Source organism: Streptomyces sp. NBC_01788, from assembly GCF_035917575.1.
Classification (GTDB): domain Bacteria; phylum Actinomycetota; class Actinomycetes; order Streptomycetales; family Streptomycetaceae; genus Streptomyces.
The window spans coordinates 3,486,902-3,509,002 of sequence record NZ_CP109090.1 but is presented as its reverse complement, the minus strand read 5'-3'; the positions used below and the strand labels follow the sequence as shown (position 1 = coordinate 3,509,002).

Genomic DNA, 22,101 nt, shown 5'->3' with positions numbered 1-22,101 from the left:
TGCGAAGCCGGAAGCCCTGCCGCCCACGGTCTCGCGGCCACAGCAGTGACGGCGTACACCGGCGCTCAGGCGGTCGGCTGCAGGGCAAGCCAGTTCAGATGTCACCCGATCGTGGGCAGATCCCTCAGAGCTGTGGGCGGCTGGGTAGTCGGCTCAGGAATGCGACAGCGCACAGCACGGGAATGAGCGCCGTCAGCGTCCAGGTGAGGCCCGCGAGCTCAGCGGCCCAGCCGATCACGGCGGGGCCGAACAGGGTCCCCGCGTAGGTGAAGGTGGTGAACCGGGAGATCAGCGTCGCGGCTTCCGGGGTGTCCGCCTTCGCCTGACCGACTGCGCTGTAGGCCAGCGGGATCAGGACGGACGCGCCCGCACCCGCGACGGCAAAGCCTCCGATGGCCGCGACCGGACTCGGCGAGAGCAGCGCCATCGCCAGACCGCATGCCGCAAGGAGGCTGCCGGCACGGAACAGAACTTGAGGGCCATGGCGCAGGGTCAGGCGGTCGCCGATCACCCGGCCGACCGCCTGAGCGCCGGTGTACGCGGTCACTGCAGTGGCCGCGAGACCGAGTGATGCGCCCCGGGAGTCGTGCAGGAAGATCGCGCTCCAGCCAAGGGCGGCGCCTTCGCAGACCATCAGGGCCGTGCCGGTCAGGCCGAGTGTCACGACCTGGCGGCCCCAGCCGCCGCGCAGGCCCCTTCGGCGCGACGCGGGCGAGGACGCGCGGGCGTGGTCCCCCGTGCCGGTCTCCGCCAGGAGCAGGCCCAGCAGCAGGCTCCCGGCCATGAGCAGGGCGGCGGTTGCGACGAGGTGTGGGGTGAACGGAATGCCGGCACGTTCCAAGGCGGCCGTGGCGAGTGAGGCCACGACAGCGCTGGTGCTCCAGGCGGCGTGACAGCCGTTGAGGATGGGACGTCCGAGGCGCCGCTCGATCGTGACGGCATGGGTGTTCATGGCCGTGTCGATGGCGCCGTGCACGGCGCCGAGGGCCATGACGAGCACCACGAGCCCAACGGTTCCTCTGACCAGGCCGACCAGCGCGAGCAGTACGGGCATGACGAGAAGTGAGGTGTGCAGCACCGGCCGCATCCCGACCCGTGCTGCGATACCGACGAAGGCGAGGCAGTGCTCGTCCTTGCGTTCGTAGCGGCGGTGCAGGCGTCGGCAGCCGGCGAGCCAGGAAACCGTCCTCTCGACGACCCAGCGGTGGCGGCCCAGCTGTTTGGAGGACTCGATGCCCTTGCGGGCGATCCGGTGGCGGATGCCGCGTGAGCGGAGCCATCGGCGCAGGTGGTCGTAGTCGTAGCCCTTGTCGGCGTGGAGCTCGGCCGGGCGCCGGCGGCGCGGGCCGCGACGGGAGCGGATGGGCGGGATACCGCGCACCAGCGGCTCCAGGCCAAGGCTGTCGTGGGTATTAGCACCAGAGATCCCCAGTGACAGCGGCAGTCCGTTCCGGTCGGTGATCAGGTGGATTTTCGATCCCGGCTTGCCGCGATCGGTCGGATTCGGTCCGGTCAGTGGCCCCCTTTTGACGCTCGGACGCTGACGGAGTCGATCGCGCACCGTGACCAGTCCAGCTCACCGCGGGCTCCGAGTTCGTCGAGAACGAGCCGGTGGAGCCTGACCCAGACCCGATCCCGGCTCCACTGGGCAAAGCGCCGGTAGACCGTGGGCCAGGCCGGCCCGAACACCGGCGGCAGCTGCCGCCAGGTGCAGCCCGAGGTGGCCACGAAGATGATCGCCGCCAGGCATTCCCGGTCACCGGCCTGCCGCCGCCCTCCGCCCTGCGGGCCAGCGTGTCCGGATGCAGGGTGAGGCCGAAGCCGGGACCGGATGTCCTGGGGTCACCGTCGGCTTGGTACTTCGCCACCCCATCGCCTTGAGGCGTCTGGATAACGTCAGTGCGTAACAGTTGTCGCACCCGGGGGAGATGCGATGGCAACCGGTGGTGGGATTCCAGGTCGCCTCAGTCCACTCGATGGTGCTGCGATCGCCCATGGGTCCCCTCCCGTAGCAGTTGGGCAAGGACCACCAGCGCTTGCCCACTCAGCGCTTCGACTGCGCTGCCTAACGAGCGACGTACCGAACTGGCACGCGACCGTGCCCATCTTTCAGATCGAACGCACGTTCCGTGAAGGGGGCGTCTCATGAGGGCTGGCTGCAGCGGTCAGGCAGTCGTAGCAGGGCGCGGCTCGCCGTGGAAGACCTGACGGGTGTGCCAGTCGCGGTGAGCGGCAGCAACAGGGCGCGCGCCGGGCTGTGGGCCGACGAGTGGACGGCCCGCGAGGGCTATGACGTGCCTGCGGGCGGCTGCGCTGTGGCCGACGAAGCGCTGTGAGACCAGGATGCGGTGGCCGTCTCCCACACCGAGGACACCCTTGTCGAAGAGCTTGTGGTGCAGCGAGCACAGGCACAGCCCGTTCTCGATGCCATCGGGGCCGCCGAACGCCCACCAGCGCACGTGGGCGGCCTCCAGCCCGACTGGCACCGCGCCGATCCTGCCGTCGTAACCGCAGAAGGCGCACCGGTACTCGTAGGCGGTCAGTACCAGCTCCCGCATCCGCGGGTCCCGCTGCCTGCGTGCCGTCGAGAGCTGCTCGGTCTCCGCCGACTCCAGTTCCAGGCCGACGGCTTCGCACAGTTCGCTGTGGAGGGAGGGTGGGAAGTGCAGGTCGAGCAGCAATCCTGCGATTCTGCCGAGCAGTTGCGGTTCACGTCGCAGCGCCGCTCTCAAGTCCGGCGCGAGTCGTCCGGTGGCGCCTGTCTCCCGGAGGTCCCGGACCCCACTTCCGGGGCTGCCAGGCCCGCGATCGGTGCGCACTTCCCATACGCCGTCGCTGACCAGGTGATGGAAGGGGTAGGCGGGCGTCGTCTTGTTGGGCGGGCCGTACTCGGTCAGCAGGCGCTGCAGGTCCTGCTCCACCGCGGTGTATTGCAGATCGCCGTCGGCATCCTCCTGGAACCGGCCGAGGGCGTACAGGAGCAGCAGCGGCTTGTGCGGAGCGCGAGTCCCACTCCTGGTCCACTGCCTCAGCTTCGCGATCCGCTCCAGCCAGTCCATGGCGGCTGATCGTAGACGGGCCTTCTCAGGCATATGGCGTGGGCGGGGCTGGAAAGCCCCACCTCTGCCCGCAGCCGCACGCGTGCCATATGCGTACCGCGCGTACGAAGGCCCTCCCGTTCGTCGGACGGAAGGGCCTCTGACCAGGCGTTTTGCTGTGCCCCCGGCAGGATTCGAACCTGCGACACCCGCTTTAGGAGTTTTCCCTCGTCAGGTCCGTGACCTGTACAAACGTCGACCGCAGGACGGCTGACCTGGTCAGACACCCCTCCGTAGTTCTCGCTTGTTCGCGGGGTTTCCCGTCCTCATGTGTGCCGAATCCGTTCCGGCGGGGGCTGCCCGCGAGACGGCCACCCACCCGCCCTGTGCCGCAGACGTGAGAAGTCCTGCCACTCGTGTCATGGTCTGGGCGCGCAGCTGCAGTGCACGCTTACCGGAGCGCTTCAGGCTGCCCATGACGACCGCCGGTCCGCCCTGGTCGCTCGCTGCGTTCGCGCCGAAGGTTTGTCAGCGCAAGCCTTCGGCGCGAAGTGCTACCCGGTAGCAAAATGAACCTTCTGGCAACCACACCGGCCCTGCACGGTCGACAATTCCACTCCGGCCGACGGTCGAGGAATGCTCGCCGTGCCCCCGCACCTATTTCTCACGCCACGGACACGGATATCGCTCTCCGCGGGCACGGCGTTTCCTGCCGTGCACTTCCGCTCACAACCCTATGACCTCCGTCGACGGGAGATATACCGCTGCCACCGTCGTCAGCGGGTGGCGCAATGGTGAACGTGCCGAGACTCCACTACCGCGATGAAGGCCACATCCCCAGCGAAGAGCGCGACGGCCGGTGGTCACCAGGTGGTCGGACTGACCCGACCCGGGCGCCACGTCAGTCACCCTGAGGGGGTGCAGCCGAATCTTCTTCCTCCTCCATGAAGCGGATGCCCTCATGGGTCAGCGAGGTGGTGGCGGGAGTCTTGTGCGATGTCCAGTCGACCATGATCAGGCCTGCGTCGGCCAGGTAGGCGCAGGCTGCGGAGAGGTCCGCGTCGGGAAGACGGACCTCGTTACGGAGCGTCGATCCGCTGACCTGGGGGCGATTGCGTTCGACTGCCCCGTACAGGGCTCGGAGAATCGCTTTGCGGTAGGTCTTGCGTTCACGGAGTGTCGTCATGGCTGTCGCTCTCGGGCTCGTGGCCGACGGTGCGGGCGCTGACGGGGGCTGATCCACTGGATGCCAGCCAGGACTGTGCGGGCTGTGAGGCGTGTCTGCCAGTCGATGGAGGTGAGACGGAGACGGGACGCGCGGCCGGTGGGGCAGCTGCGCTGCTCGGTCGAGGTGAGCAGCGGCGGACGACCTCGGCGACGCCACGAGGGGCCTCCGGTCGCGACGAGGCGGACCCAGGTGTTGCCCGCGGAGGCCAGTGGCTTGTCATCCACGCGTCCCCTCCTGCGGGGGGTGGCGCTGAGGACATATGCGGCCACTGCTCGGAACGTCCGGCGTCCGGTTGCCGCTGCGCTTCCGCATACGCCCCTTTCCTGAAGCGTAATGCCGCGACTGCGGTTCCTCCCGTCGACGCCGGCACCGGGGTCGGGCCGATCCCGGTGATTCCGGCTCCCGGGGCTACACGGAGTAGCGTGGAAGGGACGAGGCGAGTCCCGTGTTCGCACCGTTTCTGGAAGACGGGTGGTCCCTTATGACCGGCTCCGGCTCACCCCCTGTTTCCCGGCATCTGCCGAGTGGTGTTCACGCGGCCGTGCGGCCGGGGTGTGCGCTGCTCCGGCTGGAGACGACGGAGTCGCGTGAAGGCGTCCTGGACGGTGCGTGGTGGCCGCGGTCGCGCGACATCGGTGCCGAGCTGCCCGGGCTGCTGAGCGCCCTCATCGCACATCTCGGCCCCGTGACGCGTGTCGGGTTGGACGCCGCGGCCTGGGAAGGCCTCCCGACGCGGATCGTCGTCGACGACCGGGTGGTGCACATCGACTCCTTCCCGGTGGGCGATGGCACCGTCCTGATCACCCGGGGCGACCAGGACGTGTTCTCGCTGCTGGTGGTCCCGCCGCACGCGACACCAGAAGCCGCACATGCCGCGATGACCCAGGCCGTCCGGGCCGACAACATCAGCCAGGCGGAACAGATCCTCATCGACACCGGGAGCGGGTAGGGTCGGTCGGGACTGACGAGCCGTCCCCCGGCCGAGGCCGGCGGACGTGCGGACGACAGTGGTGAGTCAGCCGCGCCACTCCACCAGGAGCAGCGTCGCGTCGTCGGTGGTGCGTCCGCCCCGCGCCCGCTTGAGCGTATGGGACAAGGCGCGCGCCACCGCCCGGATCCCGCGGCCGGTTCTCTCCAACTGGTTCACCCAGTTGATCAGATGGCCCTCTCCGAACTGCTCTTCACCCATCGTGTGTTCCTCGATCAGTCCGTCGGTGAAGCAGAGGAGGCGGTCCCCCGGCTCCAGCTTCATCTCGCACACCTGCGGCTCCGGACCGCCGAAGCCGACAGGGAGGGTCGTCGGACCGGTCAGCCGGAGGGCTACTCGATGATCACGGACGAGCATCGGTGACGGGTGCCCGGCATTGACCCACTGAAGATGCCCCGTCGTGGTGTCCAGCTGCAGCATCTGCGCGGTGACGAAGTGCTCGGGGCCGAACTGGTCCGCCACAGCGCGGTCCATGAAGCCGTAGATCTCCGGTAGCCCCGTGCTGGCGCGGCGGGCGTGGCGGTAGGCACCGATGGCCACGGTGGCCATCGTGGCTGCGTCCAGGCCGTGGCCCATCGCGTCGATCATGGCCACGTGGAGGATGTCTCCGTTGAGGGCGTAGTCGAAGCTGTCCCCCGCAACGTCGTAGGCGGGTTCCAGGATCCCAGCCACGGCGATGCGAGGCATGATCATCGCCAGCGGTGGCAGCAGGGACCACTGGATCTCCGCGGCGACGCTCATCGGTTCACCGCGTCGGACACCGAAGAAAAGGTCGGAGTAGCCGTGCTTGGTCACCAGTAGGTCGGCCACCAGGCCGGCGATCCTGCGCAGTATGCGGCGGTCGTGGTCATCGACGCTGTCCAACGTCACTGCCATGACCCCGACCTGGTCGCCGCCGTCCAGCAGCGGGAGGTGGACCCGCACGCCGTCGTCCTCGGGCAGCTCGACGGGGTGAGCGTCGAGAAAGCAGCGGCCCGCCTCGGAGTCGTCGATCACCAGCGGTTCGCCCCCCGTGAGGCCGTCGCCGGGCAGGGGCACCAGCAGCAGTTGTCCGTAGTCCTGCAGCAGCACCTGCGGTCGGCGGCCCCCGAGCCGCCCCACTACGTCGGCGACCAAGGGCCCGATGAGATGGGGCGGCAGTTCATGCGCGCGATCGAGGACCTCGCCCAGCAGAGCTTCCCCGAAGCTCTCGGAGCGGTCCGCGCGCCGTCCGGTCGTCATCCACTCACCCGCCACGGGCCGGGCTGGTCAGTGCGGCGGACTGGGACGACGCAGGGTCTGTCGGTGTCATCGCTCCATCGAGGGGTCGTAGACGTCCGCATCGGCACGGGCACGCGCGAGCCCCACCAGATCGGGCTGCTCACCTGAGTCCGGCTCCTCCTTCCGACTCCCATGTGTCCCGGCCGTCGGGGCCGCACTCGGCGAGTGCGAGCAGGCGCGGAGCCGGCAGCGAGTTCCCGGGGTCGGCGGCAGCGATCAGCAACCCGGCAGCCGTTCCGGCCGGCTCGTCCGGTGGGATCACCAGCAGTTCCCAGCGTCCCACGGTGCCGCAGTCCACGGTGATGGCATGCGCCTCAGTGGCGAGGTCGGTCAGGACCACCTCGATCACATGCCCGGGCGCCATCACCTTCTGCGGGGCATCGGGCCAGGCGGCGGTCCCCACGGTGACGTGGGTGACGGTGCCGACGCTCGGATCCAAGGAGCCGACCAGCGCGGGCAGCTCCAGCTCCAGTGCGTCGCAGCGCGGCCACCACGCTCCGTCCAGCGGGCCGTGGCTGGCGTCCCGCGTGAGGCGCAGCCGGGGCGAGGGCATCCGGTAGGTGTGTCCGTCAGCTGGTGCCGGATCTTCGGCGGGCTTGGTGATGGCGTCCATCGTGCGGTCCCGTCCCGGGCGGCTTGCGGCTGCCCGTGTCTGTTACTCGCCGGGAACGGCGCCGCCGTGGTCGCGCGCCCGAAAAGCTCTCGGTACCTGCCAGGTTACTCCCGGCCGTCGCGGGCGGCGCGGTGCGCAGCCGTTGCGCGGAGATACGTTCGTACGGCAGGCGACGGGTGGCGTGACCGCCGAGGCCGGTACGAACGCCGGCTCATCGTCCCTCCGTCACATCATCGGCGTGCCGGGGACAAGCCCTTCGGCAGGCAGGCTCAGCACGCAGGGGGCGACGGGGCCGGGCAGCCCGACGACCTCACCCATGTTCTGCCAGCCCCAGGACGAGAAGGAGGCTTGTCCTGCCTGGTCGGCAGGATGCAGCAGGGTGACCCCGAGGGAGGAGTGCAGGTCTGCGAGCAGACGCTGTTGCAGGCGGCGGGCGATGTCGCGGTGCTGAGCGTGCGGATGGGCCACGACCTGGGTGAGGACGACGAACCGCGCGCGGGAGGTGAGCCGCTGGATGGTCTCCTGGAGCGTTCCGTCGAACCCCCGTCGGCCGGAGCCGTCAGGGCCCACCGGAAAACCGAAGGCGCAACCGACCAGCACCGTCGTCTCGGCGACCAGCAGCGCGAAGCCGGGGCGGTGGGCCGTGACCGCCAAGCGGCGCAGGAAGTCTCCACGGTCGTGGTACGCCTCGCCGGGGGTGTCCGCGACAGACTCCGCGGCCAGGTCCGCGATGTCCTCGCGCATGTCTTCGGCCTGCCAGCGGGTCAGCCGGCGAAGGCGGATCGCGTCCTTGAGGACCGGCTGATCCGGCCGACGAGCGGGGTCCTCGGGCGCCCGCGGCGCGGTACTCATGAGGTCGCCGGGTGCGGCGGGCGGAACGGGGCTCACGGGAGCCGCAAGGAGCAGCGAAGCGGATCCGGTGACGGCGAGGAGCTGGGTGATCTGCGCGCACGGGTGGTGCAGCCGCAGGGAGGCGTGAACCCGGCCGGCGCGCCGTGACGCCGACAGGAGGATGTCCAAGCCCCTGGCGTCGCAGGAGCCGACCGTGGCCAGGTCGATGTCGATCACGGTGACACCGTCCAGCAGACACTGCTCCAATGCGGCCCGCAGCAGCGGCGTCGTGGCCGGTCCGATGTCACCGGCGAGCGTGACTTGCGTCCGCTCCCCTCGGTTCCGCCGACGGATGTCCAGCCGGGGAAAGGCCATCACGCTTCCCCTGGGGCGTGGACCAGCGCGGCTGCTCAGCGCGGCCCCAGCCATGATGCGCTTGCGTGGAGTTGCTTCGACCGCGGCGGACATGATGCCGACCCGTCTCCGCGCCGACCGCTGGGGGCGGCCCGGGTTCGTCTCTCGCCGAGGACGACCCGGCGCGGCGGCCGGAGTGCGTGGTGCCCTCGGTACGTCAACCCTACGTCGCCTGCGACGGGAAGCGGCTGCGCCGAGGGTGCCAGGAGTACGGTGGGGAGGGTCGAGGGTACTTCGGACACCGGTGACAGGGCTGGTCTCGTCCTCGGCGCGCGGCTCGGTAGGGGCCGCGTGACACCTCACGGGCCGTTTCCGGCCCGGGACAGGTTCCGCCCGATGACCACCGAATCCCTGCACTCACCGTACTCATCCCTGACCTTGGACGTTCCGGATGCCCCTCCCGCCGGGGGCAGGGTCGAGGTCCGCATCGTCTCCATGGACGCCGAAGCGGCCCGGCACGTCGCGGACGCTCTCCGGCTGCTGTTCGCAGGGGGCGAGCAACGCAGTTACCCGGCGTCCCCGTCAGGTAGAGGGACGCGTCTGCACCTCACGCTCGACCCCGAGCGGGGCGCCGGCTCGCTCCGCTCCTGGCTGGAGGCCAGCAGGCCGCCGGTCGACCGGACACATCCGGGCGAGACGGCGTAATGCGTGTGGCCGCCGGGCGGGCCGTCGCCCGCCGAACCCCCGACCGTGGCGAGTCCCCCACCCCTACCGCCCCAGGAGTCCTCATGACCACCACCCTTTCGCTTCACCCGCCTTCCGCCCGGCTCCGGCTGGGAGAGCAGACCTTCCATGACGGCTCCGCCCGTCGTATCGACGGGGCCTGGTGGCCGAGGTCCTACGACCTGACCGCCGAGCTCCCCGGACTGCTCGCCGGGCTGCCGCACCGCTGGGGGCACATCAGCAGCGTTCTGGTGAACGGGGCGATGTGGTCGCTGTCCGGGGACGGGATGCTCATCGAGGACCAGAAGGTGCACCTGCGCCGGACGGACTTGCCGCGAGCCGAACACACCATCTGCCTGCTCGCTCCCGGGTACGGCCGTTGGGACCTGCTCGTCGTGCCGCCCGCCGCCACGGAGGAGGAGGCCGGGCGGCTCATGGAGACGGTCACGGCGGACGCCCCGCTTGCGAGGCGCACTGCCTGACCTGGACGGGCCGGCCTGCGGGGAGCGGGTCGGCTCCAAGCCGTCGGCAGGGAGCCGGATGGTCACGGGCGCATGCCGTGGCGGCGCGTTCCTGCCGGACAGCGGCGGTGGCTCACGGCTGCCGGCGGATCGCTCCCGGGGTGGATGGCGCGGAACCGTGCTCGGGTCGGGGCGTGGTCATGTCGAGCAGGAGCAGGGCGTCGTGGTCGGGGGCGCCGGGTTCGGCGGTGTAGATGTCGATGCGCTGTCCCGGGGTGCCTTCCACGTGCAGGGAATGGGACGTGAGGGTGACCATGCCGACCTGGGGGTGCTGGAAGGTCTTCTGCGCGGGTTTGCGTCCGGTCACCTCGTAGCGTTCCCACAGGCCCGCGAAGTCGGGGCTCTTGAGGAGGAGTTCTCCGACCAGGTTGGTCAGGTCGGGAGCGTCGGGTGCGGTGCCGGCGATGGCGCGCAGTCGGGCGACGCAGCCAGTGATCTGGCGGTTCCAGTCGGGGAAGAGGTCGCCGGCGGCGGGGTGGAGGAAGAGATAGCGGGCGAGGAGGCCGCCTTCTTGGTGACGGCCCGGTTCGCCGCTGCCGCGATCTCGCCGACGGCAGCACGGACCGTCGTCAGGGTGCGCTCGGTCTGGGACATGGCGGCACGGTCCACAGGGTGTGGATGGCCGCCGGAGTTGAGCTTCCGGGCGATTTGGTTGACGTTGTTGCCGATCTTGGCGACTTGTTCGCGCAGAGCGGTCAGCTCGTCGATGTAGTCGTCCAGCGTTGTGCGCTGTCCGGGCAGGGCGAGTTCGCCGTGGATGTGGGCCATGACGACGGCGCCGATGTAGTGGGCGCCGGCGATGTTCAGCGACCGTGCCCTGGCGAGGATGGCGGCCTTCTCCTCGACGCTGTAACGCACGTCGACGCGCTGCTTTCGCTGGGTGTCTTTGCGCTTGCGGCGACGGGCGATGCGGTGCAGGGCGGCGGCTTCGGCGGCGCGCGGCAGCACGACGGTCCCTGTGCCGGCACGCTGCTCCTGCTCAGGCATCCCTCGGTGCCGGAGGTCCTCCGCCACCCCCGGGGCGGAGGCATTCCCGTTGGACCGGCCCTTGGACGGTCCAACGGCATACCTTGCTGCCCGGTGGGTGGAACTCGTATCGGTGTGGCTGTCGGGCATGGTGGTGCCTCCGATCGCGTGCAGTGGTGGTCTGTGGTGCGTCCGTTGCATCCGTCGCGTGGCTGGTCACACTTGGTACGGACGCGGGTGCTGGTACGGAGAGGTCCGTCCCGGCAGGGACGTCCGTCCCCGCGCTGACCTGCGCGGGGACGGACGCGACGGAGCTGGACGGATGCCCGGCCGGGTGGGTCAGCGGGCGCGCGTGGGCCTGGCAGGGCCGCCCAGCGGGCCGATGGGCAGGCTTCCCGTGCGAGTCGCAGCCGTGGCGGCGGCCAGGAAGGCGGGCCGTACTCCGCCCGGTCGCTACCGCGTGCGCTGGTACGGCCCCGACGGCAGGCCGAAGATGCAGACCGTGGCCCGCAAGGCCGACGCCGAGGCCGAGCGGACCAGGCTGGAGTCCCGGCTCACCGACGGCTCCTATCGGGACCCGGCCGCCGGGCGCGTGAAGTTCGCTGAGGTCGCCGACTCCTGGCTGGCCGCCCAGATCCACCTCAAGCGCTCGACGCGCAATCGCTATCGGGGGGTTCTCGATGTCCATGTGATGCCGCGGTGGGGAACGACGTCCCTGGACCGCATTCACTTCGAGGACGTCGCCGAGTGGCTGGGCGACATGCTGTCCGGCGAGGCGACGGGCGGCAGGAAGCTCAGCCCTCGCTCGGTACGGAAGGCATACGTCGTCCTCAGCCGGGTCCTTGGCTATGCGGTCCAGTCCCGTCGTCTGGCCGTCAATCCGGCCCTCGGAGTGCCTCTCCCGAAGGCAGCCCCCACCGATCACGTCTATCTCGACGACCTGCAGGTGGACGGACTCGCCGACGCGGCAGGCGCCTACCGGGTGTTCATCCTGCTGCTGGCCTACACGGGTCTGCGCTGGGGTGAGGCGTCCGCGCTGAAGGTGGGCCGAGTCGACCTGGACGCCTGCCGTGCCCACATCGTCGAGGCGTACGTCGAGGACAACGGCAAGCTCTATCTCGACACTCCCAAGAACCACGAACGCCGGTCCGTACCGATCCCGAGATTCCTGGCGAAGGAGTTGAAGCCCCACGTCGAGGGGCGGGACGAGGATGAGCTCCTGTTCACCGCCCCGCAGGGCGGGCCGCTGCGGGCCCGTAACTTCCGGCAGCGGCTCTTCGCGCCGGCGGTCGTGAAAGCCGGACTGGGGCACCTCAAGGTCACCCCGCACAAGCTGCGCCACACGGCCGCCTCGCTCGCCATCGCCAGCGGTGCGGACGTCAACGTCGTCCAGACGATGCTGGGCCACAAGTCGGCGACGCTGACCCTGGACACGTACGGGCATCTCTTCCCGGACCGTCTCGACGAGGTCTCGAAGAAGATGCACAAGCGGCGTGCCAAGCAGTTGGCCAAGGCGAAGACCAGGCTGGAGAAGGCCGAGCGGAAGGCCCGCTAGGCCGCCGAGGCGGTGGCCGCCCTGGAGGAGGACTCGGCGTGATGTGGGTTTGATCCGTGCCGGGAAACGGCAAACGGAGGGGGCCGCCGTCACTGGTATGGAACCGGTGGAGGCGGCCTTCCGGTCTTTCCGGGTCAGAGCAGCCTAGGTCGTCGGCCATCCCGCCAGGCCCGGTCCATCGCGGCAGCGGTCTCGTCCTCGGCCAGCGCCTCGATGTGCTCAGGCACTGACCGCTCGTCGAGCACGAAGAGCCGGCCACCGACGAGGCGAGTGGAGGTCTTCCAGCCCAGACGCTGCCCGGCCTCCCGCGCCGCCTGCCGAACGTCCTTGAGGTCGCCCATCTTTGTGAGGTCGTCGCTGCCCAGGACCAGCTGCCCGAGATACCCCTCGTACTGCGGCTTCAGAGCGGCCCGCATCAACGACTCCAGCCGGTCGACCAGCTTCTCGTACCGGCGCCGGGACAGCTCGTTCTTCGCGGGCATCTCGCACAGCTCCCCACCTCTGCCCGCAGCCGCATGTGTGCCATATGTGTGCTGCGAGTACGAAGGCCCTCCCGCCCGTGGGACGGAAGGGCCTCTGACCAGGCGTTTTGCTGTGCCCCCGGCAGGATTCGAACCTGCGACACCCGCTTTAGGAGAGCGGTGCTCTATCCCCTGAGCTACGAAGGCGGATCGTGGTCCCGTGGGCCACAGGCGTCAGCGTACCGGATTGGGGCGGTGGGGAGTCAGGTCAGGGCGACACGGGTGAAGCGTGAGGCCATGTGGAGGTCTTCCTCCATGTGGTGGGCGGTGCGGGTCAGGGCGGGGAGGAGGTGCTCGACGCATTCCTCGCGGGTGTGGCGGGCCGCGTGGAAGGCGATGTTCGTCGCGGCGACCGCTCGGCCCGCGCGGTCGTGGAGGGGGACGGCGATCGAGCGAACGCCCTGTTCCAGTTCCTCGTCGGACAGGGCGTGGCCGTGGCCTGTCAGGAGGGCTCGGCCCAGGGACGTCGCGCGGGCCGGGAGGCGGGCGCCGACCGTGATGTCGACGCTCATGATGCGGCTCGTGGTGGCACGGGCCGTGTACTGGATCTCCTCGCCGGACGGCGTCAGTACGGCGAGTGACGTCGTCTCGTGCACCCGGGCCGCCAGGTCCTCCAGATGCGGCTGGGCGATCCCGGACAGGGTGGCGCGGGAGAGCGGCGGGAAGCCAAGGGACAGGACCCGGGGGGTGAGCGTGAACGTGCGGGTGTCCTTGGACTGGCTCACCAGGCCCAGGTGCTCGTAGGTGATCAGCGCCCTGCGGGCCGTCGCCCTGGCCAGGCCCGTGGCCTTCGCGACCTCGGTCAGGGTCAGGGCGGGCCGGCCCTCGTCGAAGGCCGTCAGGACCGTCAGTCCGCGGGCCAGGGATTCGACGAAGTCGCGGCCCAGTTCCTGTTTCGAGGCGGCCGTCCAGGTCGCCAGGCCCGACGGCGGCGGCACGGAAGCCGGGGGCGGGGCCTCGCGCAGGTCCCGTTCCATGGCCGCGACCGTCTTCCGCAGACGGGGCAGCAGCGTCGTGCGCAGATCATGAGCCGAGTGGCGGCTGGTGTGGCTCACCACGTTCGCCACGCACGCGATCCGGCCGTCGGCGGGGTTCCGTACCGGCACGGAGACCGCGACCAGGCCCGGTTCGATCAGCTGGTCGTCCAACGACCAGCCCTCGCGGCCCGCTTGAGCGGTTCGCTCCTCGAAGTCGTCCGGGCCGGGGGCGCGTTGCGGTACCGCCGGGAAGTTCCGGTCCTCCGGGTCCGTCGAGCGGCGCTCGTGCCAGCGGTGCCAGTCCTCGTCCGTCCACTCGGTGGCGAACAGGGCGCCCGGCGCGGTGCGTTCGGCCGGGAGCAGGTCGCCGATACGGAAGCTCAACGACATCGCGCGGCGGCGGGTCGCCTGGTGGATGAAGCGGATTCCGTCGCGGTCGCCGACCGCCAGGGACACCGACTCGTCCAGTTCGTCGGCGAGCGCGTCGGCGCGCGCGCCGAGCAGGGCCGGCAGGCGCAGGGAGGCCAGGTAGGCGTTGCCCAGTTCCATCAGTCGGGGGGTGAGGACGACGTCCCGGCCGTCGAGGCGTGCGTATCCCATCCGCGCGAGCGTCGCCGTGATGCGGTCCACCGTCGAGCGGGCGAGGCCCGTGGCACGTTCCAGGGCGCTGGGGCTCAGCGTCCCTCCGGCCCGCGTCAGCTCCCGCAGCACGGCCACGCCCCGCATCAGCGGGGTCACGGCTTCGGCGGGTGCGGCGGCCGGTCCGACGGGGGATGCGGCCGGGTGCGCGCCTGGCGTGGAGGGCCCGGTGCGGGCGTCGTCGACGCCGGCGGCCTCATGGGCCTCCGGATCCGTCGTGGTGTTCGCGGGCATCGGTTCGGTTCTCCGGTACGGCGGTGGTCGCAGCAGGCCTACGGCGGCCTACGGTAGTCCGTTCGCGCGTCCGCGCGGTCCGCGTGCGAACGGTTCAGGCCCGCGACGGCCGCGTCCGCGGGGTTCGCGTGCGTGCGTATGCTCCAGGTCCGCGCCGACCGTGCCTGTACGGTTTGCGTCCGCTCCGTCCGCGTCCGCTCCGCCCCCGTCCGCTCCGCCCCCGTCCGCTCCGTCCGCGTCCGCGCGGGCCGCGCGTCACTGCCGGGTGACCCGTATCCGGTAGTTCCCCGCGTGGCCGGCCGAGACCACGTCGACGCGGAGATGTGCCTTGGGGTCCTTGAAGGACTCGCCCGGCGCGAAGGGCGCGTCGGAGAGCTCCGCCTCGACGTTGGGGCTGTGGGTGCAGCCGCCGGAGTTGGGGTGGGAGTCGCGGACCGTGATCGGGCCCTGCCCGGTGTCGACCTCGGCGTCGACCTTGTAGACCAGGATGCCCGGCCGGCACACGTCCTCGTCGTTGCCCGAGAGCGTGCGCAGTTCGAGGGCGTAACCGGTCCGTCCGTCGAGGGGGACGAAGACCAGTTTGTGGCCGCCCACGCGGCCCAGCGGGGTGAGGGTGTACTCGGTGGAGCCCTTCTTGGACGCGCAGCTCACCTGGGAGGCGTCCAGCCAGCCCAGCTTCCACTTGTGCCAGCCGAGCAGATCGTTGTTGGCGCCCCAGTCCTCGCTCATGATGTCCCAGTGGCCGACCGCCTCCCCGCCCTCCTGGGTGTAGAGGTCGGGCAGTCCGAAGACATGGCCGTTCTCGTGGGGCAGGACGCGGAAGCCGGTTTTCTCGAAGGAGCCGGAGCCGTCGTCCTGGCGGGAGTAGATGAAGGAGACGTTGGCCATCGCGACGCCGTTGGCGACGGGAGCGTCCGAATTGCCGGCGAAGGTCACCGACAGGACCGTGTCCAGGGCGGAGGGACCCGCGTTCGGCGTCATGAGGATGTTGATCAGGTCGTAGTCCCGGAAGTCCACCGTCGGGCCGGCGGCCGCGACTATGTCCTTGATCAGCTGGCGGTAGCCGGGGTCGAACGGGGCGCCGCGCTCCAGGCCGTAGTCCTTGAACGGTTTCGGCATGCGCAGCCACCGGGTGATCGGGGTCTCCGCGCGGTAGTCGAGGCGGCCGTAGGAGGCGGTGTGGAACCACTCCTGGGTCTGCGGGAAGAACTCGTGGAAGCGGTCGAGCGCGTCGTCCTCGCCGGGCGAGTCGGAGAAGTCGATCATCAGGGTCAGGGCGTGGACGGTACCGAGGGAGCGGGCGTAGCCGCCGGTGGTGGGGACGCCCTCCGACATCTGGACCGAAGAGGCTCCGCTGATCATGCAGGGGGTCAGGGCGGGGGAGCGGGCCAGCGCGGACGTTCCGGTGTCGGGCGCCGTGCCGCCCGCCGTGAGGTGACCGGTTCCCGCCGAGGTGCCGACCGCGAGGATCAGCGCCGTGACGGAGGCCATGGCGACCGCACGGCGCTTGGGTATCGGGCCTATACGGCGGCGGGGCGGCTGCGCCTGCATGCGTTCACCTTTCGCGCCAGGCAGCCACCGGTTTCCGGCTGCACCCTTGCGATCACCCTGTGTCGCCTGGGCGTTCGGCGCGCGCTGGAGCGGTCCGGACGTGCGACGGGGCGTCCGGCCGTGCGAATGCGTACGCCCAGGCGGGTGTGACTCAGGTCACGAGAAAACTCGCGGCGGTCCGGAAATAACCGGGGACCTCTTCCCCGTTTGGCTGTGTGTCCGCGCGAAACGGGGACTCGTTCCCCGGATCGCAACCCCGCCCGACGCACCGGCCGTCGGATGACCGACCGGCCAATCGATGGGCCGACCGGCCGACCGACCAACCAACCGGCGGGCGGGCGAGCAAGGGTCGGCCGAGTGGCCGACCGACCGACTTGAGGAGTGCACCGTGCAAGCCGCGACGACCGCGAACCCCGAGCACCGCAAGGCGACCCGGCTTCGCGCCGATGCCCTGCGCAACCGGGAGCGCATCGTCACCGCCGCCGGCGAGATGTTCGTCGAGTACGGCCCCGAGGTGCCGCTCGACGAGATCGCCCGCCGGGCCGGCGTCGGCAACGCCACGCTGTACCGCAACTTCCCGGACCGTGACGCCCTCGTACGCGAGGTCGTCTGCTCCGTCATGGACCGTACGGCGCGGGCGGCCGAGCGGGCGCTCGCGGAGACGGGTGACGCCTTCGGCGCCCTGGAGCACTTCGTGCACGCCTCCGCCGACGAGCGGATCAGCGCGCTGTGCCCGATGGTCTCCAGCACGTTCGACCGGCATCACCCCGACCTGGAAGCCGCCCGTGAAAGGATCGAACACCTCGTCGAGGAGGTCATGAACCGCGCCAAGGAGGCCGGGCAACTGCGCCCCGACGTGGGCGTCGGCGACGTGATGGTCGCCGTGGCCCAGCTCTCCCGGCCGCTGGCCGGCACCGGCTGCGGCAGCATCGACCGCTTCGTGCACCGTCATCTGCAACTGTTCCTGGACGGGCTGCGGGCCCCGGCCCGATCCGCCCTTCCGGGTACGACCGCGACCTTGGAGGAACTCCGCCGGGCCTGACCGGCCGGAAGCGCAACCGGACCCGAGTCGGCCGTGAGGCCGGCCGCGACCTTCCGACGCCGTTTTCTCCGTCTTTTCCAGCCCGTTCCAGTCTCTTTCCGTAACTTCCCGACTCTTCTCCTCTCGCCTCCTCTCGCCTTCCTGTCCCTCCCTGCCTCTCCCTGCCTCTCTCTGTCTCTCCGTCTTTTCCGTCACGAAGTCCCGAAGTGGGTACACCCATGTCTGAAACAGCCGCAAAGGCTCCCGGCGTCCCGGAGGCGTCCGGTGATCCGAGCCGCTGGAAGGCGCTCGTCTTCATCGCGCTCGCCCAGCTGATGGTCGTGCTGGACGCGACCATCGTGAACATCGCGCTGCCCTCCGCCCAGCGCGACCTGGGCATCTCCGACGGCAACCGGCAGTGGGTCGTCACGGCCTACGCCCTCGCCTTCGGCGGACTGCTGCTCTTCGGCGGCCGTATCGCCGACCTCTGGGGCCGCAAGCGGGCCTTCGTGACCGGTCTGACCGGCTTCGCGGCGGCCTCCGCGCTCGGCGGCGCGGCCACCACCGGCGCGATGATGTTCGGCGCCCGCGCGCTGCAGGGCGTCTTCGGCGCGCTGCTCGCGCCCGCCGCGCTCTCCCTGCTCGCGGTGACGTTCACCGACGCCAAGGAGCGCGCCAAGGCGTTCGGCATATACGGCGCGATCGCCGGTGGCGGTGGCGCCGTCGGTCTGATCCTCGGCGGATTCCTCACCGAGTACCTGGACTGGCGCTGGACGTTCTTCGTGAACATCCCGTTCGCGATCGTCGCCGCGGCCGGGGCCTACTTCGTCATCCGCGAGCCGGCCGGCGGCCGCAACCGCGCGCCGCTCGACATCCCGGGCGTGGTGCTGTCCACCCTCGGCCTGGTCTCCCTGGTGTACGGCTTCACCCGCGCCGAGTCCGAGGGCTGGAGCGACACCCTGACCGTCTCGATGTTCGTCGCGTCCGCCGTTCTGCTGCTGACCTTCGCGCTGGTCGAGTCGCGAGTGAAGGCCCCGCTGCTGCCGCTGCGCGTGGTCACCGACCGCAACCGCGGCGGGATCTACCTGTCGCTGGGCCTCGCGGTCATCGGGATGTTCGGCCTGTTCCTCTTCCTGACGTACTACCTCCAGGTCGTGCGGGGGTACACGCCGGTGCGGACCGGCTTCGCCTTCCTTCCGATGGTCGTCGGCATGATCACCGGCTCCACCCAGATCGGCACCCGCCTGATGACCCGGGTGGCACCGCGGCTGCTGATGGGCCCCGGCTTCCTGGTCGCCGCCACCGGCATGCTGCTGCTGACCCAGCTGGAGCTCGACTCCTCCTACGCCACCCTGCTGCTGCCCGCGATGCTGCTGCTGGGCCTCGGCATGGGTACGGCGTTCATGCCGGCCATGTCCCTGGCCACGCAGGGTGTCCAGCCGCGTGACGCGGGTGTCGCCTCCGCGATGGTCAACACCTCCCAGCAGGTGGGCGGCGCCATCGGTACGGCCCTGCTGAACACGATCGCGGCCTCGGCCACGACCTCGTACATCCAGGACCACATCAAGGGTGCCGCCACCAGGCCCCAGCAGCAGCTGGTGCAGTTGGAGAGCATGGTGCACGGCTACACCAGCGCGGTCTGGTTCGCCGTCGGCATCCTGGTCGTGGCCGCCGTGATCGCCCTGACCCTCGTCAACGCGGGGCGTCCGGGCGGCACCAAGGTGAACGGGTCCGGGGACGGGTCCGGCGCGGGCGCCGAGGACGAGACGGCGGTGCCGGTCATCGTCCACTGACACCGGGGCACCCGATGAGGCGCCTGCTCAGAGCCAGTTGAGGCGCCCACCGGGGCCGTAAACCACGCACCTGTCCCGTACCTCTCCGCCCCTCAGCGGAGCCAGGGCAGGTCCGCACCCGCTTCGTTCGGCTGGAGTCCCTCGGCGACGATCTGCATGATCTCGCCGAGGGACTTCTGCTGTTCCGGGGTGAGACGGTCGAAGAGCGCCTGGCGTACGGCGGTCACATGACCCGGCGCGGTGCGGCGCAGCACCTGGAGACCCTGGTCGGTGAGGACCGCGAACTGGCCGCGCTTGTCGGAGGGACAGTCCTCGCGGCGCACCCAGCCGTTCTTCTCCAGGCGGGCGATCGCGTGGGAGAGGCGGGAGCGGGTGATCTTGGCGTCCATGGCCAGTTCGGTCATCCGCAGCCGGTACCGCGGGGCGTCGGCGAGCTTGACGAGGAGGCCGTAATAGATGTGCGGCATGCCCGCGTCGCGCTGGAGCTGGCGGTCGAGGTGGTCCTCGAGCAGGGTGGTGGCGTGCCGGTAGGAAAGCCAGACGCCCTGCTCCTCGGCGGTGAGCCAGCGGTGGGCATCGGCGTCGGGGGGCGTGGGTGCGGGCTCGGGGGCGGAAGCGGGTGCCGTGTTCATGAGTCCACTGTACGAGCAGCTTCTTGAAGTTTAAACAAATTGGACGTACCGTGGGGCTTGGAGCTTTAGTTTTCAAGCATCTTTCAGGGAGCCGCCATCATGTCCGCTGCCACCCGAGAGCGCATGCCCGCCCTCTACCTCGGCCACGGTGCTCCGCCGCTCGCGGACGACCCGGTCTGGCCCGGCCAGCTCGCCGCCTGGTCCGCCGAGCTGCCCCGCCCCAAGGCGATCCTCGTGGTCTCCGCACACTGGGAGGAGGCCCCGCTGGCCCTCGGCGCCATCGAGACGGTCCCCCTCGTCTACGACTTCTGGGGCTTCCCCGAGCACTACTACCGGGTGCGCTACGCCGCCCCCGGTGCACCCGAACTCGCCGAGAGCGTGCGGAAGTTGCTGCGCGCGCCCGGAATGCCCGTGCAGGACGTCCCGGACCGCGGCCTCGACCACGGCGCCTACGTCCCGCTCGTCGAGATGTTCCCCGCCGCCGACATCCCCGTGCTCCAGGTCTCCATGCCGACCCTCGACCCGGTCAGGCTCATGGACATCGGCCGCAGGCTGGCGCCGCTGCGCGACGAGGGCGTGCTGATCGTCGGCTCCGGCTTCTTCACCCACAACCTGGCCGCCCTGCGCCACGCCGGGGTGCCGAGCTGGTCCGCCGAGTTCGACGACTGGGGCCGGCGTGCCCTGGAGTCCCGCGACTGGGACGCCCTGCTGGACTTCCTCGACAAGGCCCCGGCCGGCCGGTACGCCCACCCGCGCACCGAGCACTTCGCCCCGCTGTTCGTGACCATGGGTGCGGCGGAGGCCGGGGGCGAGCTGGGTACGCAGAGGACCGTGATCGACGGCTTCTGGATGGGCCTGGCCAAGCGTTCCGTGCAGTTCGGCTGAGACACGCGCGCCCCCGCTGCGTAAGACGAGGGTGTGGAGAATCTTGGATTTTCCCGAGAGTCCGGGTTTGCGGCAACCTTCCGCGAGTGCGATTCGTCCATCAGGGTGGAAGGTGGTCGAAGAGGACGCTCTTCCCTGAAGTGGCGCCATCGGTGTGAGTGGGGTCTCGCATCCGGGGCGACCGGCGGGGTCCGTGAAGGATCCGGGACGCCCCTCGGCGCCGCCCTGACCTGCGGTTCCATAGCCGTCGACGGCAGAGTTCGACGGCTGTGGCGAGACAGGGTACTGCATGATCAGAAAATTGGCGGGCGGGTTGGGAATTCTGTCCGGATTCCAGTCGTTGTTTCCATCGGATGCCGGGCACCCGAGGAGAGTTCCGAGGCAGGTGCCGAGCATCTGAAGGACCACCCGCTGACCCACCATCGCAAGGGAGCACGCATGGCAACCCGTGCCGTCGCCCGTCGTCAGTCCGCCACCGGCGAGACGGCGAACGCGGCAAGCAGTGTTCGCGCCCATGGCGGCGAGATCGCCGATCGCGACCTGGTCGGCATGTATCTCGACGAGATCGCGCGTACACCGCTGCTCGACGCCGCCAAGGAGGTCGAGCTGTCCCAGATCATCGAAGCGGGTGTGTTCGCGCAGCAGATCCTCGACGGGCACGAAGGGACGAAGGCGGACGCCGCCGACGAGGAACTCCGGGCCCTGGTGGCCCAGGGGGAGCGGGCCAAGGACGTCTTCATCCGCTCCAACCTGCGCCTGGTCGTCGCGGTCGCCCGACGCTACCCGCGCAGCGGCCTGCCCCTGCTGGACCTGGTCCAGGAGGGCAACGCGGGCCTGGTGCGCGCGGTGGAGAAGTTCGACTACCGCAAGGGCTTCAAGTTCTCGACCTACGCCACATGGTGGATCCGCCAGGCGATCACGCGCTCGATAGCCGACCAGTCCCGCACCATCCGGCTGCCCGTCCACCTGGTGGAGGAGCTGGGCCGCATCCGCCGTGTCCAGCGCGAGTTCAACCGCGAGCACGGCCGCGACCCGGAGCCCGCGGAGATAGCCGCGGAGCTCGGCTCGACGCCCGAGCGTGTCTCGGACGTTCTCGACTGGGCCCGCGACCCGGTCTCGCTGAACATGTCGGTGGACGACGAGGGCGAGACCCAGTTCGGGGACCTGCTGGAGGACACCTCCGCCGTCTCGCCGGAGCAGTCGGTCATGACGCTGCTGCGCAGCGAGGAGCTCGACGACCTCATCGGCCGCCTCGACCAGCGCACTGCCTCGATCATCAAGATGCGGTACGGCATAGAGGACGGCCGCGAGCGTACGCTGACCGAGGTCGGCAAGGAGCACGGCCTGACGCGTGAACGCATCCGCCAGATCGAGAAGCACGCGCTGCTGGAACTGAAGAAGCTGGCCCGCGACACCGGCTTCGACGCGGCGGCGTGAGGCTGTTCCGAGCGGGATCCGGCCATGGATTCGTCCAGGGACGTGCCCGCGCCGTCGTCACGGCTCACGGTTGTCCGGGCGGGCAACCTGGCCGGGGTGTGGTGAGACCGGGCGCGTGAGGCCGACGGTGCGCCGGGCGACCGCGTACGCCGGGTGGCGAAAGGGCGCGCAAACATGGCCGTGTACCGTCGCTTGAAGCAGCGAGGGCACGGGAACAACCTTTCCGAGCCCAGGAGTTCGGTTCCCGGACGGTTCCGTCCACCGGACCGGGCCCGTCCCCCCTCGGGGACGCACAGATGTCCAGAGCCACGTCCCGACGCACTCCCCCCCGGCG

19 protein-coding genes, 1 tRNA gene and 3 pseudogenes are annotated in these 22,101 nt (G+C 70.3%); 8 read left to right on the top strand and 15 right to left on the bottom strand.

What is annotated here, in order from left to right; all coding sequences use genetic code 11:
- Positions 1-124 precede the first annotated feature (124 nt).
- The 5 genes and pseudogenes from OIE49_RS37110 to OIE49_RS15840 all read right to left on the bottom strand — a co-directional run bounded on the left by OIE49_RS37110 (position 125) and on the right by OIE49_RS15840 (position 4,224).
- Positions 125-1,054 carry an MFS transporter gene (locus tag OIE49_RS37110; protein ID WP_401972481.1) on the bottom strand — a complete coding sequence of 310 codons (930 nt, stop codon included), beginning with the start codon at positions 1,052-1,054 and terminating at the stop codon, positions 125-127.
- A gap of 42 nt (positions 1,055-1,096) precedes the next feature.
- Positions 1,097-1,833: pseudogene (locus OIE49_RS15855) on the bottom strand (IS5 family transposase); the annotation flags it as partial.
- Complete coding sequence (locus OIE49_RS15850; RefSeq protein ID WP_326802884.1) at positions 1,757-1,996, bottom strand: DUF5131 family protein; 240 nt, start codon at positions 1,994-1,996, stop codon at positions 1,757-1,759. The gene OIE49_RS15850 and the pseudogene OIE49_RS15855, both read right to left, overlap by 77 nt.
- A 169-nt stretch (positions 1,997-2,165) precedes the next feature.
- On the bottom strand, positions 2,166-3,059 hold the full coding sequence (locus OIE49_RS15845; RefSeq protein ID WP_326802883.1) for a phosphorothioated DNA-binding restriction endonuclease: 894 nt from the start codon (positions 3,057-3,059) through the stop codon (positions 2,166-2,168).
- Between the two features lie 880 nt (positions 3,060-3,939).
- A complete protein-coding gene (locus tag OIE49_RS15840; protein ID WP_326802882.1) occupies positions 3,940-4,224 on the bottom strand; it encodes a hypothetical protein in 285 nt (94 codons plus the stop codon).
- A gap of 523 nt (positions 4,225-4,747) precedes the next feature.
- On the opposite strand from OIE49_RS15840, the gene OIE49_RS15835 reads away from it, so the two are divergent.
- Positions 4,748-5,215 carry a DUF5994 family protein gene (locus OIE49_RS15835; protein ID WP_326802881.1) on the top strand — a complete coding sequence of 156 codons (468 nt, stop codon included), beginning with the start codon at positions 4,748-4,750 and terminating at the stop codon, positions 5,213-5,215.
- A gap of 66 nt (positions 5,216-5,281) precedes the next feature.
- On the opposite strand, the gene OIE49_RS15830 is transcribed toward OIE49_RS15835, so the two are convergent.
- The 3 genes from OIE49_RS15830 to OIE49_RS15820 form a co-directional block, all read right to left on the bottom strand.
- A complete protein-coding gene (locus OIE49_RS15830; protein ID WP_326802880.1) occupies positions 5,282-6,475 on the bottom strand; it encodes a PP2C family protein-serine/threonine phosphatase in 1,194 nt (397 codons plus the stop codon).
- A gap of 139 nt (positions 6,476-6,614) precedes the next feature.
- On the bottom strand, positions 6,615-7,127 hold the full coding sequence (locus tag OIE49_RS15825) for a DUF5994 family protein (protein ID WP_326802879.1): 513 nt from the start codon (positions 7,125-7,127) through the stop codon (positions 6,615-6,617).
- Positions 7,128-7,352: 225 nt separating this feature from the next.
- Entirely contained in the window at positions 7,353-8,333 is a 981-nt protein-coding gene (locus OIE49_RS15820) for an STAS domain-containing protein (protein ID WP_326802878.1), read from the bottom strand.
- 375 nt (positions 8,334-8,708) lie between these two features.
- On the opposite strand from OIE49_RS15820, the gene OIE49_RS15815 reads away from it, so the two are divergent.
- Complete coding sequence (locus tag OIE49_RS15815; RefSeq protein ID WP_326802877.1) at positions 8,709-9,017, top strand: hypothetical protein; 309 nt, start codon at positions 8,709-8,711, stop codon at positions 9,015-9,017.
- Positions 9,018-9,100: 83 nt separating this feature from the next.
- Complete coding sequence (locus OIE49_RS15810; RefSeq protein WP_326802876.1) at positions 9,101-9,517, top strand: DUF5994 family protein; 417 nt, start codon at positions 9,101-9,103, stop codon at positions 9,515-9,517.
- Between the two features lie 112 nt (positions 9,518-9,629).
- Here the strand turns inward: OIE49_RS15810 and OIE49_RS15805 are convergent.
- Together OIE49_RS15805 and mobC are read right to left on the bottom strand one after the other, a co-directional pair.
- Positions 9,630-10,055 (bottom strand): annotated as a pseudogene (locus tag OIE49_RS15805) (MmyB family transcriptional regulator); the annotation flags it as partial.
- A 125-nt stretch (positions 10,056-10,180) separates the two neighbouring features.
- Positions 10,181-10,324, bottom strand: a pseudogene (gene mobC, locus OIE49_RS37105) (plasmid mobilization relaxosome protein MobC); the annotation flags it as partial.
- 595 nt (positions 10,325-10,919) lie between these two features.
- Here mobC and OIE49_RS15795 point away from each other — a divergent pair.
- Positions 10,920-12,077: a tyrosine-type recombinase/integrase gene (locus tag OIE49_RS15795; RefSeq protein WP_326802875.1), complete on the top strand. Its 1,158-nt coding sequence runs from the start codon at positions 10,920-10,922 to the stop codon at positions 12,075-12,077.
- A gap of 134 nt (positions 12,078-12,211) precedes the next feature.
- Here the strand turns inward: OIE49_RS15795 and OIE49_RS15790 are convergent, their stop codons facing one another.
- From OIE49_RS15790 to OIE49_RS15775, 4 genes are all read right to left on the bottom strand, one after another.
- Positions 12,212-12,559, bottom strand: coding sequence for a hypothetical protein (locus OIE49_RS15790; RefSeq protein ID WP_326802874.1), 348 nt, complete (start codon positions 12,557-12,559; stop codon positions 12,212-12,214).
- Positions 12,560-12,672: 113 nt separating this feature from the next.
- Positions 12,673-12,745 (bottom strand) — tRNA-Arg (locus tag OIE49_RS15785).
- Between the two features lie 56 nt (positions 12,746-12,801).
- Entirely contained in the window at positions 12,802-14,448 is a 1,647-nt protein-coding gene (locus OIE49_RS15780) for an IclR family transcriptional regulator domain-containing protein (protein ID WP_326802873.1), read from the bottom strand.
- A gap of 255 nt (positions 14,449-14,703) precedes the next feature.
- Complete coding sequence (locus OIE49_RS15775; RefSeq protein ID WP_326802872.1) at positions 14,704-15,999, bottom strand: M6 family metalloprotease domain-containing protein; 1,296 nt, start codon at positions 15,997-15,999, stop codon at positions 14,704-14,706.
- Positions 16,000-16,387: 388 nt separating this feature from the next.
- On the opposite strand from OIE49_RS15775, the gene OIE49_RS15770 reads away from it, so the two are divergent.
- Positions 16,388-17,041: a TetR/AcrR family transcriptional regulator gene (locus OIE49_RS15770; protein ID WP_326802871.1), complete on the top strand. Its 654-nt coding sequence runs from the start codon at positions 16,388-16,390 to the stop codon at positions 17,039-17,041.
- 218 nt (positions 17,042-17,259) lie between these two features.
- The gene (locus tag OIE49_RS15765) at positions 17,260-18,813 is read left to right on the top strand and encodes an MFS transporter (protein WP_326802870.1); all 1,554 of its coding nucleotides are present in this window, start codon (positions 17,260-17,262) and stop codon (positions 18,811-18,813) included.
- 92 nt (positions 18,814-18,905) lie between these two features.
- Here OIE49_RS15765 and OIE49_RS15760 read toward each other — a convergent pair whose 3' ends face one another.
- The gene (locus tag OIE49_RS15760) at positions 18,906-19,445 is read right to left on the bottom strand and encodes a MarR family winged helix-turn-helix transcriptional regulator (protein WP_100571120.1); all 540 of its coding nucleotides are present in this window, start codon (positions 19,443-19,445) and stop codon (positions 18,906-18,908) included.
- Positions 19,446-19,544: 99 nt separating this feature from the next.
- Here OIE49_RS15760 and OIE49_RS15755 point away from each other — a divergent pair, with 99 nt between their 5' ends.
- On the top strand, positions 19,545-20,330 hold the full coding sequence (locus tag OIE49_RS15755) for a dioxygenase family protein (protein WP_100571119.1): 786 nt from the start codon (positions 19,545-19,547) through the stop codon (positions 20,328-20,330).
- 438 nt (positions 20,331-20,768) lie between these two features.
- Positions 20,769-21,767 (top strand): sigma-70 family RNA polymerase sigma factor, encoded by a 999-nt coding sequence (locus OIE49_RS15750; RefSeq protein ID WP_100571118.1) that lies wholly within the window; start codon positions 20,769-20,771, stop codon positions 21,765-21,767.
- Positions 21,768-22,101: the final 334 nt, after the last annotated feature.